General features: G+C 61.2%; 15 protein-coding genes. 7 read left to right on the top strand and 8 right to left on the bottom strand.

Features of this window, described 5'->3' with window-relative positions:
- Positions 1-98: 98 nt before the first annotated feature.
- The 5 genes from NTD87_RS17120 to iolC all read right to left on the bottom strand — a co-directional run bounded on the left by NTD87_RS17120 (position 99) and on the right by iolC (position 6,297).
- Positions 99-920, bottom strand: a complete 822-nt coding sequence (locus NTD87_RS17120) for a TIM barrel protein (protein WP_262115196.1) — start codon at positions 918-920, stop codon at positions 99-101.
- A gap of 35 nt (positions 921-955) precedes the next feature.
- Positions 956-2,458 carry a CoA-acylating methylmalonate-semialdehyde dehydrogenase gene (locus NTD87_RS17115; protein WP_262115194.1) on the bottom strand — a complete coding sequence of 501 codons (1,503 nt, stop codon included), beginning with the start codon at positions 2,456-2,458 and terminating at the stop codon, positions 956-958.
- A 30-nt stretch (positions 2,459-2,488) separates the two neighbouring features.
- The gene (iolB, locus tag NTD87_RS17110; RefSeq protein ID WP_262115192.1) at positions 2,489-3,298 is read right to left on the bottom strand and encodes a 5-deoxy-glucuronate isomerase; all 810 of its coding nucleotides are present in this window, start codon (positions 3,296-3,298) and stop codon (positions 2,489-2,491) included.
- Entirely contained in the window at positions 3,295-4,188 is an 894-nt protein-coding gene (gene iolE, locus NTD87_RS17105; RefSeq protein WP_262115191.1) for a myo-inosose-2 dehydratase, read from the bottom strand. Before iolE ends, iolB begins: the two co-directional genes overlap by 4 nt.
- Before the next feature lie 165 nt (positions 4,189-4,353).
- Entirely contained in the window at positions 4,354-6,297 is a 1,944-nt protein-coding gene (gene iolC / locus NTD87_RS17100; protein ID WP_262115190.1) for a bifunctional 5-dehydro-2-deoxygluconokinase/5-dehydro-2-deoxyphosphogluconate aldolase, read from the bottom strand.
- Between iolC and NTD87_RS17095 the strand changes: the two genes are divergently transcribed.
- Together NTD87_RS17095 and NTD87_RS17090 are read left to right on the top strand one after the other, a co-directional pair.
- Positions 6,296-6,439 carry a hypothetical protein gene (locus tag NTD87_RS17095; protein WP_262115189.1) on the top strand — a complete coding sequence of 48 codons (144 nt, stop codon included), beginning with the start codon at positions 6,296-6,298 and terminating at the stop codon, positions 6,437-6,439. The genes iolC and NTD87_RS17095 overlap by 2 nt on opposite strands.
- Before the next feature lie 169 nt (positions 6,440-6,608).
- Positions 6,609-7,529: a MurR/RpiR family transcriptional regulator gene (locus NTD87_RS17090; RefSeq protein WP_262115187.1), complete on the top strand. Its 921-nt coding sequence runs from the start codon at positions 6,609-6,611 to the stop codon at positions 7,527-7,529.
- Here NTD87_RS17090 and NTD87_RS17085 read toward each other — a convergent pair.
- Positions 7,502-8,398, bottom strand: coding sequence for a patatin-like phospholipase family protein (locus NTD87_RS17085; protein ID WP_262115186.1), 897 nt, complete (start codon positions 8,396-8,398; stop codon positions 7,502-7,504). The genes NTD87_RS17090 and NTD87_RS17085 overlap by 28 nt on opposite strands.
- 167 nt (positions 8,399-8,565) lie before the next feature.
- Here NTD87_RS17085 and NTD87_RS17080 point away from each other — a divergent pair, with 167 nt between their 5' ends.
- Entirely contained in the window at positions 8,566-9,177 is a 612-nt protein-coding gene (locus NTD87_RS17080; protein WP_262115185.1) for a glutathione S-transferase, read from the top strand.
- Between the two features lie 203 nt (positions 9,178-9,380).
- On the opposite strand, the gene NTD87_RS17075 is transcribed toward NTD87_RS17080, so the two are convergent.
- Positions 9,381-9,683, bottom strand: coding sequence for a hypothetical protein (locus NTD87_RS17075; protein WP_262115183.1), 303 nt, complete (start codon positions 9,681-9,683; stop codon positions 9,381-9,383).
- Between the two features lie 458 nt (positions 9,684-10,141).
- Positions 10,142-11,215, bottom strand: a complete 1,074-nt coding sequence (locus NTD87_RS17070; RefSeq protein ID WP_262115182.1) for a diguanylate cyclase — start codon at positions 11,213-11,215, stop codon at positions 10,142-10,144.
- A gap of 380 nt (positions 11,216-11,595) precedes the next feature.
- On the opposite strand from NTD87_RS17070, the gene glcD reads away from it, so the two are divergent.
- From glcD to NTD87_RS17050, 4 genes are all read left to right on the top strand, one after another.
- A complete protein-coding gene (glcD, locus tag NTD87_RS17065) occupies positions 11,596-13,095 on the top strand; it encodes a glycolate oxidase subunit GlcD (RefSeq protein WP_262115181.1) in 1,500 nt (499 codons plus the stop codon).
- Positions 13,095-14,153: a glycolate oxidase subunit GlcE gene (gene glcE, locus NTD87_RS17060; RefSeq protein WP_262115179.1), complete on the top strand. Its 1,059-nt coding sequence runs from the start codon at positions 13,095-13,097 to the stop codon at positions 14,151-14,153. Before glcD ends, glcE begins: the two co-directional genes overlap by 1 nt.
- A gap of 3 nt (positions 14,154-14,156) precedes the next feature.
- Complete coding sequence (glcF, locus tag NTD87_RS17055) at positions 14,157-15,374, top strand: glycolate oxidase subunit GlcF (RefSeq protein WP_262115178.1); 1,218 nt, start codon at positions 14,157-14,159, stop codon at positions 15,372-15,374.
- 110 nt (positions 15,375-15,484) lie between these two features.
- Positions 15,485-16,882, top strand: coding sequence for a VOC family protein (locus NTD87_RS17050; protein ID WP_262115176.1), 1,398 nt, complete (start codon positions 15,485-15,487; stop codon positions 16,880-16,882).
- The last annotated feature ends 354 nt before the right edge of the window (positions 16,883-17,236 follow it).

Genomic DNA, 17,236 nt, shown 5'->3' with positions numbered 1-17,236 from the left:
GGCGGGGGGGGTTGGGGCGCAACGGGGGGGCGCCTGGTACATCGCCATCGCGAGCAGGCTCGCTCCCACAGTTGATCTCCATTAGCCCGGTAGCGGTGTCAGGCCAAAGAGTTCTTCAGGTGATCCATACTCGCGCCGATTGCCTGTCGGATATCCGCCAGCCCATGCACGCTCTCGGCAAACGGCTCGAATGACAGGTAGCCGGTGTAACCGGTGCTGAGCAAGGTATCGATCTGCGCCGCGTTGCCGAGGATATCGCCCTCGCCCACCAGCACTCGATGGCCGTCGCGAATGGTCGCCAGCGGCGCTTGCGCGTCGTCGACACCGGAGATGTGCACCAACCCGGTCAACTCGGGGAAGAACTCGTATTCACCGGCCAGATGATGGTGAAAGGTGTCGTGCACCAGACGGAACACATCCAGGCCGCCAATGGTCTTGATCGCGTCCACCGCCGTGCGCTTGCGCCGCAGTGAACACTCTTCGAAGCCCAGCGGTTCGATGAAACCGAGAATCCCGTATTCGCGCAGGATCGGCGCCAGTTCGCTCAACGCGGTACGCAGGCCAGCGTTGCGTTCAGCTTCGTTGCGCGGGTCGGCGCGATCATTTAGCGGACACATCACCAGCCCTTGCGCACCGCAATCACGGGCATAGGCGGCGAGTTTCAGGGTTTGCGCACGGCGCTCGTCGTTCCACACATCGAACGGGTACAGCGCGTTGATCGACAGCACACTGATCCCGTTGGCCCGGCACAACTGACGTACGCGCTCAGGCGGCGTGCCGTCTTCGATCTCGATGCCCTTGAGGTCGTTGCGGATCTCGATGGCATCGGCTTTCAGCGTGACCGCCAGTTCAATGAACTCAGGCAGTGACAAACGTGGGGCGACCATACGGTTCAGGGCGAAACGCAGGGGCTGGCTCATTATTCTTGTTCTCCGCATTCAAAGATAAAGGTCGCCTACTTGGCGGTGGGCATGCTGAATTCAGGGCCTTTGGCGATGCTGTCCGGCCAGCGCTGCATGACGCTTTTGTAGCGGCTATAAAAGCGGATGCCTTCTTCACCGTAGGCATGGTGATCGCCGAACAGCGAGCGCTTCCAGCCACCAAAGGAGTGCCAGGCCATGGGCACCGGAATCGGTACGTTGATGCCGACCATGCCGACCTTGATGGTGCGGGCAAACGCTCGAGCGATACCGCCATCGCTGGTAAAGCAGGACACGCCGTTGCCAAACTCATGAGCGTTGATCAGCGCCACGGCGCTGGCAAAGTCCGGCACCCGAACGATGCCCAGCACCGGACCGAAGATTTCCTGCTGGTAAATGCTCATCTCGGTGGTGACCTTGTCGAACAGGGTCGCACCGACAAAGAAGCCATCCTCCGCGCCCGGCACTTTGAAATTCCGCCCATCGACGATCAGCTGCGCGCCCTGGGCCACGCCTTGATCGATGAAGCCTTCGACCTTGGCCTTGTGCTCGGCGGTAACCAGCGGGCCCATGTCGCTGTCGCCCAGCATGCCGTTGCCGACCTTCAGCTGATCGATACGCGGCAGCAGTTTGGCGATCAGCTTGTCACCGACATCGCCCACTGCCACGGCAATCGAGATTGCCATGCAGCGCTCGCCGGCCGAGCCGTAAGCGGCGCCCATCAGCGCATCGGCGGCCTGATCCAGATCGGCGTCAGGCATCACGATCATGTGGTTCTTCGCCCCGCCCAGCGCTTGCACGCGCTTGCCACGGGCCGTGGCTTGCTGGTGGATGTACTCGGCAATCGGCGTCGAACCGACAAACGAAATCGCTTCGATGTCCGGGTGCTGCAACAAGGCATCGACCGCGCTCTTGTCGCCCTGCACCACGTTGAACACACCGTCCGGCAAACCGGCTTCAGTGAGCAGGCGCGCCATCAGCAAACTGGCCGACGGATCGCGCTCGGACGGTTTGAGGATGAAGCAGTTGCCGGTGACCAGGGCCAGCGGAATCATCCACAGTGGCACCATCACCGGGAAGTTGAACGGCGTAACCCCGGCGCAGACGCCCAGTGGCTGACGCAGGTTCCAGTTGTCGATGCCGCCACCAATGTTGTCGCTGAACTCGGTTTTCAGCAGGTTCGGCGCGCCGCAGGCGTACTCGACGATCTCGATGCCGCGAGTGACTTCACCCTTGGCGTCGGAAAAGACTTTACCGTGTTCGCGGCTGATGATTTCTGCCAGTTCATTGTGATGACGGTCGAGCAGTTCCTTGAACTTGAACATCACCCGCGAGCGGCGCAGCGACGATTGCTCGGACCAGGCCGGGAACGCCCGTAGCGCCGAGGCCACGGCCTCATCGACAGTCTGCTGGCTGGCCAGCCCGACCCGCGCCTGAATGGTGCCAGTGGCCGGGTTGAACACATTGCTGAAGCGCTCACTGCCAGTGTCCTGCACCTGGCCGTTGAGGTAGTGGCCGATAATCGGGGCATCACTCATTGTTATTGTTCTCCGCTCAGTCTTCAGAATTCAGAGGTCCAGCAGCCAGCTGTGCTGCGGATCGTTATGGAACTGCCAGACACGTTTGGGGCCGGCCATGACGTTCAGGTAATACGACTCGTAGCCATAAGGCACGCTGACCGGGTGATAGCCCTTGGGCACCACCACCAGATCGCTGTTTTCCACGGCCATGGCCTGATCGATGGAACGGTCATCGGTGTAGACCCGCTGAAAAACGAAGCCTTGCGGCGGGTTGATCTGGTGGTAGTAGGTCTCTTCGAGAAAGCTCTGGTGCGGCAGGTCGTCGGTGTCGTGCTTGTGCGGCGGGTAACTCGACGAATGCCCGGACGGCGTGCGCACCTCCACCACCAGCAGCGAATGCGCCGGCGCGGTGTCCGGCAGGATGTCGCAGACGTAACGGGTATTGGCGCCCTTGCCGCGCACGCTGCGCTTCATGCTGTCGGGGGTGATCAGCCGCGGGCCGAAGCTTGCCGATGTCGAGCCAGGAGCGGCGCACACAGCAATCTGTACATCGCTGAGGGCAACGATCTGCGCCTGACTGCCGGGCGGTAGGTAGGCGGCGAACGGAGACTTGTCTTCGAACACCGAGTGGCGGTCGCCGATGTTGTCCCAGTTGAACGCGCCCTGCCCTGGCGCCTCACCGCTGACATCAACCCGGCCGCTGAGCAGCACCAGGCACAACTCTTTATCGCCTGCGCTGACCGGCAGGGTTTCGCCGAGGCTCAGGCGATAGGCGGCGAAACCGACGTATTCCAGCGCGCCGGCCGCCAACTCGACCATGGTCCGGCCCTTTGCGTTGCTCTTGACCAGCAGGCTCATTGTCCGGTCCTCTGGTCGAGCAAACCGCGCAAGGTGTCGTAACCTTTCTTGGCGTAGACATAGCTCGGTGCGACGGCGGGATCTTGCTCGGCCTCGACCACCAGCCAGCCGTGATAATCGGCGGCCAGCAGCACCTCCAGCAGCGCGGCAAAGTCGATATCACCGTCGCCGGGCACGGTGAACGTGCCATTGATGATGCAGTCCGGGAAGCTCCAGAGGTTGTTACGCGCCAGTTGCACCACCGGTTTGCGCACGTCCTTGAAGTGCACGTGGCAGATGCGCCCGATGTGTTTGCGCAGTACTTCGAGCGGTTCGCCACCGCCCATGTAGCAATGGCCCGAATCGAACAGCAGACCCACTTCGCTACCAGTCAGGGACATCAATTTATCGATGTCCGCTGGCGATTCGACGTAGGCGCCCATGTGGTGGTGATAGGCCAGACGCACGCCTTGGGACAGGGTGAAACGTGCAAGCTCGGTGAGTTTGTCGGCGTATTCCTGCCAGGCCTGCTCGGTGTGAAAACGCGGGCGCTCGACCAGAGGAATCCGCTGACCCTGAATCGAATCGGCGACTTCGCCGTACACCAGCACTGTGGCGCCATTCTTCGCCAACAGCTCGACATGGCTGCCGATGGCGTCGATCTCTTCAGCCACCGAACGCCGCACCAAGCGGCTGGAATACCAGCCAGAGACCAGCGCCAGATCGTAAGGCCGCAGCACGTCGCCGACATCTTTGGCGTCCTTGGGGAACTTGCCGTTGAGCTCAAAACCTTCGTAGCCGATTTCCTTGCCTTCGCTCAGCGCAGTGCTCAGCGGGGTTTCCCCACCAAGGGACGGCAGGTCGTCGTTGCTCCAGGAAATCGGGTTGATGCCAATTCGGATAGCGGGCATGGCTGCACCTATTATTGTTTTCTATATAAATCTGTTGAAAACGACATCAACCCTGTGGGAGCGAGCCTGCTCGCGATGACTGAATAACATTCAACATTGATGTTGGCTGTCGTACCGCTATCGCGAGCAGGCTCGCTCCCACAGGTATCGCATTTCAATCAAAAATCAGTGTCGATTACGGGCAGCGCGCCAGGCATCGATAAGTTCGACAAACGTGCCCTGCACTCTCTGGATCAGCGCTTCGTCATCGATCTCACCCGCCAGCCACGCTCGGCTCGGTTCCTGGAAAATCGTCCGGCCGACGGCAAAACCACGACAGGTCTTACTCAGGCTGGCCTGCTGAAAACCTTCGGCCAGCGCCGCAGCCGGTGCATTCAGCCCCAGCAACACCACACCTCGGCAATAGGGGTCGCGTTCCTGAATCAGTTCGTCGAGCTGTTTCCACTCAGCGGCACTTTGCGCTTCGATCTTCCACCACGCCGGAAAAATACCGAGGTTGTACAGGCGCTTGATGGCGCGATAGAGCACGTCTGGATGCGGTGACGGATGATCCTTGGGCGGGATGATTTCCAGCAGCAACTCGTGGCCGCTGACCTGCGCCGCCTGATACAGGCCCTTGATCTGTGCTTCCTGTTCCAGGCGCAACAGCGGCTCGTCGTCCGGGTGAAATTGCACCAGGCACTTGATGATCTGTTCCTGCGGCCAGGCGATCAGGTTGCTGCCAATCGACCGGCCATGTTCGAAGGCCAGCGGTCGTGAACCTTGCACTTCCACCGGCCGCGCCACCCACCAGCCACGACCGGTGGCGGCATTCAATGAATCCTGGCCGAAACGCTGGTCAGCCAGCAGACCGACATCGGCGTCTATGCCCTGCCGACGCAGGTCCGCTTCGACCCGCTCCACGGCCTGGATGAACAACTGCTTGAGCTCGCCAATACTGCTCAGGTCGCGACCGCCCTTTTGCGCCAGCTCCACCAGTTGCCCACGGTGGTCGAAGGCAAAGATGAACAGTTGCTTCCAGGCTTTGCGTGGCACGCTGACCTGATGCAAGCGTTGCAACACGACGTCCTGATCTGGCCGGGTGATTGGCACCGGGCTGTTGAACAGGTAATCCAGCTCGGCACGGGTCGGCATCGCCGGGGCGCAGGCGTGGCGTGAAACCACTAGACCGCCGCAGGCATTGGCCAACTGGCAGCAACGTTCGTCGCTGGCATCGATCAGCCAGCCACTGAGGAAGCCCGACATGAACGCATCACCGGCGCCCAGTACGTTGAGCACTTCGACCCGCACGCCGGGATAAATCGCGCCGTCTTCGAGATGTACCGGAATCGCCCCGTGAATCACCGTGCAGCCTTGCGGCCCGAGCTTGACCACCAGAGTCGCTGCCGTCAGGCGTCGCACGTTACGCAACGCGCTCAACAAGTCTTCGGCGCCACCGGCAATCAGGAACTCCTCTTCGGTGCCGACGATCAGGTCGAATCGCGGGAGGATTTTCTGTACGTGCTGGCTGACCTGCTGGTCGGCGACAAAACGGGTTTCGCCATCCGCCTTGCCCGCCAGGCCCCAGAGCACCGGGCGGTAGTCGATGTCGAGAATGCGTTTGACGTTGTGCTTTTCGGCGTACTCCAGGGCCTGGAGGCTCGTTTTATAGACGCCGTCAGTAGAAAAGTGAGTGCCGGTGATCAGCAAGGCTTTGCTGGAGGCAATAAAGGCTTCGCTGATGTCTTCGGCGCGCAGGGCCATGTCGGCGCAGTTTTCGCGGTAGAACACCAACGGAAAGGTTTCGCGGTCCTTGAGGCCCAGCAGGACCATGGCGGTGAGGCGCTCCGGATCGACCTTGATGCCGCTGACGTCACAACCTTCGCGGGCCAGGGATTCGAGCAGGAAACGCCCCATGTGGTCATCGCCGACCCGACTGAGCATGGCCGACTTCAGCCCCAGTCGGGCCGTGCCAAACGCGATGTTGGCGGACGATCCTCCGAGGTACTTGGCGAAGCTTGAAACATCCTCCAGCCGCGCACCGACTTGCTGCGCATAGAGGTCGACGCCAAGGCGCCCGAGGCAAATCAGATCCAATTGACGCCCACTGGCAAAACGAGTCTGGCCCATGCTGGCTCCTGTTATTTTTATCAGCCTGCGTTCGGGCGGTGGTGGCGCCGAACACTCTTGGTGGATGCAGACTAAAACGGGCGGCGCCCACAAATCAATATTTATTCTAATAAATTTTTACGTGGAATATTTTTTCCATTAAACTTTTGCAGAGCTGCTCCAGACACACTGCATCGTTTCAGCACCTGTCTGGCTGACCCACCACTCAAGATTTTATTCACGCCTACCCTGTAGACTGCGCACAGCCAACCTATTGTCATGGGCAACGCTTCACCGAGCGGCCCTGTAAGAACAAGCCAGAAGGATTATTTATGTCCCGCACCGATCAGCCGGCTACCGCCGAGACCACGCCGCAAAGCGACCTCGCCAGCCCCCCGATCAATGCCGAGCGCTTGTTGGTGCTCATCACCAACGAATACGAAAGCCTGCCGCGCCAGCTCAAACGCATCGCCAGCTACATGAGCCAGCAGAGCGACCGGATCATGGTCGACCGCATCAGCGACATCGCCCGCGAATGCGAAGTGCATCCCTCGGCCATCGTGCGTTTCTCGCAGCGCTTCGGTTTCAGCGGTTTCAGCGAAATGCAGGCGTTGTTCCGCGAGGCGTATACCCACAAGACCACGCCAGTACAAAACTACCAGCAGCGCATTCGCAGCATGATCGCCAACAAGTCGCAGAAGGCCAGCGGCGGTGACCTGGCGCGCGAGTGCATCAACGCCACACTGTCGGGCATCGAGCGCCTGGGCCTGGAGCTGGATGACCAGTCGTTCGAGAAAGCCGTGGACCTGGTGGTCAATGCCGACAACATCTACGTGGTCGGGGTGCGCCGCTCATTCGCGGTGGCCGATTACCTGGTGTACAACCTGCAACACACCAACAAGCGCATTCACCTGGTCTCGGGACTGGGCGGTAGCTACCGCGAGCAAATGCGCAGCGTGCGGGCCAATGACCTGGTGATCGCCATCAGCTTCACGCCCTATGGCAAGGAAACCCAGCACTGCCTGCGCATCGCCCAGCACCATCAGGCGAAAACCCTGATCATCACCGACAGCAACCTGTCGCCGCTGGCCAAACGGGCGAATACCGTGCTGCTGGTCAATGAAGGCTCCTCGTTTGCGTTCCGCTCGCTGAGTGCGACCTTGTGCCTGTGCCAGGCGCTGTTCATCGCCGTGGCCTATCGCCTGGAGCTGAAGATGGATGAGATTCACGAGCAGGTCGGGTTCGAGGACTGACCCTCACCGCCATGATGGGTATGGGCCTGCAACGATCCGGGCACCCCGGTACGAACCAGCCCGCCCTCCTCGATCCAGGCCTGGGTCGACTGATAAGCGCGTTGCAGCAGTTGATCGGTCTGGGTGAAATCGAACACCGAAATCCCCAGCGGACACAGCGGCGCGACCACATGAATCGCCGCTCGCGGTGAGTACAGCTCAATGTCGCGCACCAGTTGGCGCATGCTCATCAGGTTCAAGGTGTGCAGCGCCAACGCCACCAACCCCGAGGGCGGACTGGGCATGGCACAGCCGAATCCGGTCGGCACCACCACAATCCGCGTCGCACCCAGGTACACCGCACTGGCAATCGGTGTATTGCTGGCCACGCCGCCGTCGACCAACAGCTTGTCGCCGATCTGCACACACGGAAACACCAATGGAATTGCCGCACTGGCCAGCAAGGCCTGCTCGGCACTGCCGCTGGACAGCAGTTCTTCGGCGCCGGTGAGCAAATTGGTGGTGACGATGTACAGCGGCAGCTCGGTGTCTTCGATCTGCTTGAAGGGCAACGCCCGCCGCACCAGATGCTCCAGCGCCGCAGACTGCAACAGAAAGCCTCTGCGCCGAAAAATCGCCGACAGGCTATCGAACAACGAAAACGGAAACACATCGGCCTTGCGCAAACTGCGCCAGAAGTCCGCCAGCTCGGCCACCCCTTGCGCGTTCGGCTTTGCTGCGAAGTACGCACCGTTGATGGCGCCGACCGACGCACCGATCACCAGGTCGAATACCACGCCCGCTTCGACCAGCGCCTGCAACATGCCAACCTGAACCGCACCGAGGCTGCCGCCACCGGCGAGGACGAGCGCAGTTTTTTCGGCGGACATGGCAGACCTCCAGAACCACTCAGGTGCTTTAACTCTCAAGCATAGCGGCTGAGCCCGAATGCACTCCCCCGGCACCTGCGCATTAAGCTTTTGCGACAGTGGCGAAGGTCACCGGTTTCCCGCTAAATTAGCGGCGCACTGCCTGCCCATCACCCAAGGAGCTGTACATGAAGCTGGTCGGAATGCTCGATTCACCTTATGTAAGACGCGTCGCCATTAGCCTGAAGTCGCTGGACATCCCGTTCGAGCACGCCTCGGTGTCGGTGTTCCGCCATTTTGCGCAGTTCCAGCAGATCAACCCGGTGGTCAAGGCCCCGACGCTGGTGCTGGACAACGGCGAAGTGCTGATGGACTCGACCTTGATCATCGACTACCTCGAAGCCTTGAGCGGCCCGGACACAAGCCTGATGCCAACGCAGCTGGACCAACGCCTGCGTTCGTTGCGACTGATCGGCCTGGCCCTGGCAGCCTGCGAGAAGTCGGTGCAGATCTATTACGAGCGCACTTTGCGACCCACCGAGAAACAGCATGAACCGTGGCTGGAACGTGTGAGCGGGCAGTTGCTGGCGGCGTATTCGGTGCTGGAACAGGAACTGGACAAGCACCCGCTGAACATGAACGGCGTCCTCGATCAGGCTGGCATCACCCTTGCCGTGGCCTGGAGCTTCACAAATCTGGTGGTGCCGGATCAGGTCGATGTGGCGCAGTTTCCGAAGATCAGCGCGTTCACCGCCTACGCCGAACAGCTGCCGGCGTTCATCAGCACGCCAATAACCTGAAGACCTCCTACAGAACCAAGCCACTAGGGCTAATGCCATTCAGTGAATGGCAATACGTTCTGTAAAACGAAGCAAGACTCGTGTGGGAGCGAGCCTGCTCGCGATGACGGTGTATCAGCCAACATAGATGTTGAATGTGATGGCCTCTTCGCGAGCAGGCTCGCTCCCACAGGTTTTGCACTTTGACTGATTGCCGGTAGCCGCTAGGGCTTGGCTTTGTACCCTTCCTCCAGTTGCCCCACCCGCAACTGAATCACCTCCAGCACCGCACAACCTTCACGGGTGAGCAAATGCACGCCACGGGTGACGCGGGTCAGGTCGCAGTCGGAAATGCCTTTGAGGGACAGGCTGGTCAAGGTGTCCATCAGGTCGCGAACCACGGTAAAGCGATGCGCGGCGCAGGCGGCCAGGTCGCTGAGTTCTTTGTGGGTGTTGATGAAGAGCACGGGGGTTGCGGAATCGTAGGTGTCGACGGGGAGGTAGCGAGGCATGACTTGGTCGTTCATGGTTTTTACTCATTGTTGACACACCGGCACACCCGAAGGTGTCCCGCACACAGCTGCCATAACACGATATTGCAGACACAAAAAAAACGTCTGCAACGGTGTTTTTGACGCTGAAACGTAGTCATTTTCCGACCGGCCAAGGTCTTTCGCGGAGTTTGCCGCGAGCTCGAACTATAGGAGCGACGCTGAGACGCGGCAACAGGGTACGGTGTCGGAAAGGTCTTGGAAAGTTGTGGGGTGGTTTTGAGGACCGTGAGCACCTCAATGGGTTGGAGTGACGATGCCCCGTAGCAGCTGCCGAGCCTGCGAGGCTGCGTTCGGCCGCGCAGCGGTCGTAAAATCAGGCGGCGCATTCTTTCAGGCAAACCGTGTACGCAGGATTTGCGAGGACTTCGTCCTCGAACGCAGCCTCGCAAGCTCGACAGCTGCTACGACGGGTCGCGCTTGTTTATGCGTACTCAAACCGCCCCCATCGTCACCCGCTGCACCAGCCCATCGGCATGGCAGATAACCCGGTTGCGCCCGGTGGTCTTGGCCGCATACAGCGCCTCATCGGCATCGTTGAGCCACTGCAGGGCTTCGCTGTGCATCGGGTCGAACGCCGCCAGGCCGATGCTCAGGCTGACTTTCAACGCCGGATTTTGCTCGTAACCCAACCCCGAAAATCGATCACGCAAAGCGTCCATCGCCTGGGCAGCGTGGGCCAGAGGTACGTCAGGCAGGATCACGCAGAACTCGTCTCCGCCATACCTCCCGGCCACGTCACTCGCACGCAGGTTTTGCTTGAGGATTTTGCTCAGCTGACGCAACACGATATCGCCGGCCACATGGCCGTAACTGTCGTTGATGATCTTGAAGTGGTCGATGTCGATCAAGGCAATCGCCCCGCCCTGCTGCTGGCGCTGACAGCGCTGGAACTCGATGTCCAGCGCATCCTTCCAGGTGCCATGGTTCAACAGCCCGGTCAGGCTGTCGGTGCGGCTCAGGGCCAGCAGTTCGCGTTTGTGTTTGCCCAGTGTGTGGGCCTGGCGAAAGCAGATCCAGCCCAGCATCAAGGGGTACAGCGTCAGCAATGGCAAGCAGGCATACAGCTGAACCGGGCTGGTCTGAGGGATAAACACGGGGAAGAAGAGCAGTAACCCGGCGCCCATACCCAGCAACTGAGCCACCATACCCGCGAGCAGAAAACGCAAGCCACCGAGGGCGACGTTGTTCATTGCCATCATCGACAACGTGACGGTGCTGGGTAAGGGATTGAACTGCATGGCAGCGACCCAGAACCCGCCCACGAACGAGTCGATCAACACGTTGCGGTGTTCGGCGTGGTAAGGCGTGTGCGAATGGCGCGCCCATTGATAGGCCAGGTGCGGCCAGATAAGGCCGTTGAACAGCATCAGCGCCAACAGCCAATGCGGTGGATTGAGTGGGATGATCGCCGCGCCCACGCAGAGCAGGCCCAGGACCATCCCCAGGGTTCGCGACGTGTAGAGCCTCCTGGCCAGTGAAAGTCCCTTTCCTCCGTTAGGTTGCATAGGGGGCCAAAGCTCCTCTTTACTGCTGACCTGAAACACCGAGTAACTTAGACAGGGATGTCTGGGAGTCTATCAGGGCGAAATCAAATAGCCATCACCGCCCGGCGGCCCGAAATAGACCTGCGGGAAGGCCCGCTGTCGAAAATTTGACTATAAATGACAATGGACCTGCGTCGACGTTTGCTGTCGGATACCAGCCATAACGCAACACGTTGTGGCGAGGGAGCTTGCTCCCGCTGGGGCGCGAAGCGGCCCTAAAAATGGGACTGCTACGCAGTCCAGCGGGAGCAAGCTCCCTCGCCACAGGTTCAGTATTCAGCTTAACTGATCGGCATTGGGGCTTGCCCCCTCGCCACAGATCTCCAGGGTCACTGAGCGATATGAACATCCTCTACGACGAACGCATCGACGGCGCTCTACCCCCGGTCGACAAGGAGGCGTTGCTCGACGCCCTGCGCGAGCAGGTGCCGGATTTGGACATTCTCTACCGCGAAGAAGAGCTCAAACCCTACGAGTGCGACGGGCTCTCGGCGTATCGCACCACGCCGATGCTGGTGCTGTTGCCACGTTATCTAGAACAGGTTCAGGCCGTGCTCAAACTCTGCCACGCCCATCGGGTGCCCGTGGTGGCGCGCGGCGCAGGCACCGGGTTATCCGCAGGCGCGCTGCCGTTGGAGAAAGGCGTGCTGCTGGTGATGGCGCGTTTCAACCAGATCCTGCACATCGACCCCGCCGCACGCACGGCGCGGGTTCAGCCGGGGGTGCGCAACCTGGCGATTTCCCAGGCCGCTGCGCCGTTTGGCCTGTATTACGCGCCAGACCCGTCCTCGCAGATCGCCTGCTCGATTGGCGGTAACGTTGCGGAAAACGCCGGTGGTGTGCATTGCCTGAAGTACGGTTTGACCGTGCACAACCTGCTGAAACTGGAAATCCTCACCATTGAGGGCGAACGCCTGACCTTGGGCTCTGACGCGCTGGACTGCGCGGGTTTCGACCTGTTGGCGCTGTTCACCGGCTCCGAAGGGTTGCTGGGGATCATCACCGAAGTCACGGTCAAACTGCTGCCCAAACCTCAGGTGGCCAAGGTGCTGCTGGCGAGTTTCGATTCCGTGGAAAAAGCCGGACGCGCGGTGGCGAACATCATCGCCGCCGGGATCATACCCGGAGGTCTGGAGATGATGGACAACCTGGCCCTGCGCGCCGCCGAAGACTTCATTCACGCCGGCTACCCGGTGGACGCCGAGGCGATTCTGCTGTGCGAGCTCGATGGCGTCGAAGCTGATGTGCGCGATGACTGCCTGCGGGTTCGCGCAGTGCTGGAACAGGCCGGCGCCAGTGAGGTGCGCCAGGCTCGCGACGAGGCTGAACGGGTGAAGTTCTGGGCCGGACGCAAAGCGGCGTTTCCGGCGATCGGGCGCTTGTCGCCGGACTATTACTGCATGGACGGCACCATCCCGCGCCGCGAATTACCCGCCGTGCTCAAAGGCATCGCCCGGCTTGCCAGTGAATACGGCTTGCGGGTGGCCAACGTGTTTCACGCCGGTGACGGCAACATGCACCCGCTGATCCTGTTCGACGCCAACCAGCCCGGCGAGCTGGAACGCACCGAAGCCCTCGGCGGCAAAATCCTCGAACTCTGCGTCAAGGTCGGCGGCAGTATCACCGGCGAGCATGGCGTCGGTCGGGAGAAAATCAATCAGATGTGCGCGCAGTTCAACAGCGACGAGCTGACGGTATTTCACGCGGTAAAAGCGGCCTTCGATGCCCAAGGCCTGCTCAACCCCGGCAAGAACATTCCGACCCTGCACCGCTGCGCCGAATTCGGCGCCATGCATGTTCACGGCGGGCAATTGCCCTTCCCTGAACTGGAGCGCTTCTGATGCGCACCGAACAGGACAGGGACGCCAGCGCGGAGTTACTGGAGCAGATCAACCAGGCCCGGGAGAACGCCACGCCGCTGCGCATTCAAGGCGCCAGCAGCAAGGCCTTCCTCGGTCGCGAGGTCGCCGGCGAGGTGCTCGATACCCGCGTCCATCGCGGCATCGTCAGCTACGACCCGACTGAACTGGTGATCAGCGTCCGCTGCGGTACTCCGCTGAGGGAATTGCTGGCGGCGCTGGATTCGGCCGGGCAAATGCTGCCCTGTGAGCCGCCCTCCTTCGGAGAAGATGCCACGGTCGGCGGCATGATCGCCTCAGGATTATCGGGCCCGCGTCGGCCATGGGCCGGTTCGGTGCGCGACTTTGTGCTGGGTACGCGACTGATCACCGGCAACGGCAAACAGCTGCACTTTGGCGGTGAGGTGATGAAAAACGTCGCCGGTTATGACCTGTCGCGGTTGTTGACCGGCAGTTTTGGTTGCCTCGGCGTGATCACCGAAGTCTCGCTCAAGGTCCTGCCAAAACCACGCCAGTGCCTGAGCATCAGCCTGGAACTCGACAGCGCCCGGGCCTTGAGCAAACTGGCTGAATGGGGCCAGCAACCGCTGCCCATCAGCGCCGCGAGCCATGACGGCCGACACTTGCACCTGCGTCTTGAGGGCGGCGAAGGTTCGGTGAGTGCGGCCCATCAACGACTCGGCGGCGAGGTGCTGGACTCTGCTTACTGGCAGGCGTTGAATGAACAACAGCTGGCGTTTTTCGATGCCGGTCTACCGTTGTGGCGTCTGTCATTGCCCAACAACCTCGGTCCATTGGCGCTGCCCGGCGAGCAGTTGATCGATTGGGGCGGCGCGCAACGCTGGTTGAAATCCGAGGCGCCGAACATCCAGTCGCTGGCCGTCGATCTGGGCGGCCATGCGACCTGCTACAGCCATGGTGTCAGCGACACCCCGTTCCAGCCGTTGGCGCCGACGCTGTTGCGCTATCACCAACAGCTCAAAGCTCAACTCGACCCTCAGGGGTTGTTCAACCCTGGCCGGATGTACGCGGAGTTCTGAAGCATGCAGACCACCCTCAGCGAACAGGCCAAACGCCTGCCCCGCGCCGCAGAGGCCGAAAGCATTCTGCGCACCTGCGTGCATTGCGGATTTTGCAACGCCACCTGCCCGACCTATCAGTTGCTCGGCGATGAACTGGACGGCCCGCGTGGGCGCATCTACCTGATCAAGCAAGTCCTCGAAGGCCACCCCGCCACCGCCCAGACCCAATTGCACCTGGACCGCTGCCTGTCGTGCCGCGCCTGCGAAACCACCTGCCCGTCCGGGGTCGATTATCACAACCTGCTGGACATCGGCCGCGCGGTGGTCGATCAGGCGGTGCCGCGCTCAGCGAGTCAGCGCGTGTTGCGCCAGGGCTTGCGGGCGATGGCACCGAATCCCGGGCTGTTCAAGGCCTTGTTGCAGATCGGTGCGACCTTCCGACCGCTGATGCCGCGCGACCTCGAAGCCAAACTGCCGCACGACATTCCGTCAGCGGGAGAATGGCCAACCTCGGTGCATTTGCGAAAAGTGCTGATGCTCGAAGGCTGCGTGCAACCGGGTTTGTCACCGAACACCAATGCCGCTGCGGCGCGGGTACTAGACCGCTTGGGCATCAGCGTCACCGCTGTCAGGCAGGCCGGATGCTGCGGCGCGCTGGACTATCACCTCGACGCCCAGGAACAGGGACTCCAGCGCGCCCGCCAGAACATCGACGCCTGGTGGCCAGCACTGGAAAACGGCGCCGAGGCGATCGTGCAAACCGCCAGCGGCTGTGGTGCGTTCATCAAGGATTACGGGCATTTGCTCAAGACCGATCCTGCCTACGCGGCCAAGGCCGAACGGGTCAGCGCGATGAGCAAAGACTTGGTAGAGATTCTGCGCGACGAGCCATTGGAACGTGTGTGCGCCGCCACCGAACGGCGGATCGCCTTCCATTGCCCGTGCACCTTGCAGCACGCGCTAAAACTCGGCGGTGCAGTCGAAGAACTACTGACCCGCCTCGGTTTCAATCTTACCGCTGTGCCCGACAGTCATCTGTGCTGCGGCTCGGCCGGCACCTACTCATTGACCCAACCGGTGCTCGCCCGGCAACTGCGTGATAACAAGCTCAATGCTCTGGAAAGCGGCCGGCCGGAGTTGATTGTCACCGCCAACATCGGTTGTCAGAGGCACCTCGCCAGCGCCGGACGTACACCGGTCAGGCACTGGATCGAGCTGGTGGACCAGGTGTTGCGCTGAACGCAGCAGTCATTTGCAGAATGAAGTTCAGAAGAAACTTCGTTTGTCAGCGCCGCCCGTGCCGAACAGAATCGGCCTACTCCACTGTCACTGCGCCGGGATTCGTGTTTATGAGCAACCAGAACGTCGTCAGCCCTGACCTGATCCGCCAACGCTTCTCGCGGGCGATGTCAGACATGTACCGCGAAGAAGTGCCGCTGTACGGCGCCTTGATGGAACTGGTGGCGCAGACCAACGCCCAGGTGCTCGACAGCGATCCGGCGATTGCCCGGCAGTTACGCGCCACCGGCGAAATCGAGCGCCTGGACCTCGAACGTCACGGCGCGATCCGCGTCGGCACCGCGCAAGAGCTGGCGACCCTCTGCCGCTTGTTCGCGGTGATGGGCATGCAACCGGTCGGCTATTACGACCTGACACCGGCTGGGGTGCCGGTGCATTCCACGGCATTTCGCGCCGTGCATGAAAGCTCATTGCAGCTCAGCCCGTTCCGGGTGTTCACCTCGCTGTTGCGCCTGGAACTGATCGAAAACCCCGAGCTGCGCGCCTTTGCCGAATCGGTGCTGGCCAAGCGTTCGATTTTCACCGCGCAGGCACTGGCGCTGATCGAACACGCCGAACAACACGGCGGGCTCAACGAGCAGCAAGCCGAGGACTTTGTCGAGCAAGCACTGGAAACCTTCCGCTGGCACCACAGCGCTACCGTCACCGCCGCGCAATACCAGCAACTCAGCGCCCAGCATCGGTTGATCGCCGACGTGGTTGCCTTCAAAGGCCCGCACATCAACCACCTGACGCCGCGCACGCTGGACATCGACATCGTGCAGGCGAAGATGCCCGAACACGGCATCACCCCCAAAGCCGTTATCGAAGGTCCACCGCGCCGCCATTGCCCGATTCTGCTGCGCCAGACCAGTTTCAAGGCGCTGGATGAACCTATCGCCTTCACCGATCAGCAGCAGGCTCACGGCAGCCACAGCGCGCGCTTCGGTGAAATCGAACAACGCGGCGCCGCGCTGACCCCTGAAGGTCGTGCGCTCTACGACCGCCTGCTCAACGCCGCCCGCGATGAACTTAAGGACTTCCCCAACGAAGCCAACGCGGCGCGCTACAACAGCCTGATGGAACAGCATTTCAAAGCCTTCCCGGACAACTACAGCGAGATGCGTGAACAAGGCCTGGCTTACTTCCGCTACCTCGTCACCGAAAAAGGCCTGGCCGCCGATAGCGACGAGCTGGGTTCAGCGTCTTTGCAAGACTTGCTCAAGGCTGAGTACATCCGCGCCGTGCCACTGGTGTACGAAGACTTTCTACCGGTCAGCGCAGCGGGGATCTTCCAGTCGAACCTCGGCGACGCCGCACAAACCCACTACGGCGAGCACTCGAACCGGCAAGCGTTTGAACAGGCCCTGGGGCGTCCGACTATCGATGAACTGGCGTTGTATGCCGACACACAGCGGCGCTCGATTGAGGCGTGCTCGACCGCACTCGGCCTGTCCCTTCTCGGCTGACACACCCGCAGCCCCCATCCGAAAAAACGGGCACGGCTTCCGGGCCGTCCCGCAGTGATGGCGCAATGCCTCTGTGCGCAAGAAGTTGCGCAGTCACCTGACTGAATCCCCCTCCTATTCCCCCTGCAAGCCATGCCGATCAATGGCTCCAGCCGAGTGCGCAAGAAGTTGCGCAGCACTGCGCAACTTCTTGCGCACCTTTTCCTTGAATCCTCCCTGAATCCCCCCTGACTTCTCCTCGAAGAATGCCAAACCCCTCGGTTTTAAAGGGCCTGATACGACCTGGCACGCTCCTTGATAACAGTCAGGTACCCACCGGGCGATTTCGCCTCCCGGGCAATCTCATTTATTTAG

The sequence above is a fragment of the Pseudomonas sp. 6D_7.1_Bac1 genome (assembly GCF_025465945.1).
In the GTDB taxonomy this organism is placed as follows: domain Bacteria; phylum Pseudomonadota; class Gammaproteobacteria; order Pseudomonadales; family Pseudomonadaceae; genus Aquipseudomonas.
This window is presented reverse-complemented; position numbering and strand designations above follow the sequence as displayed.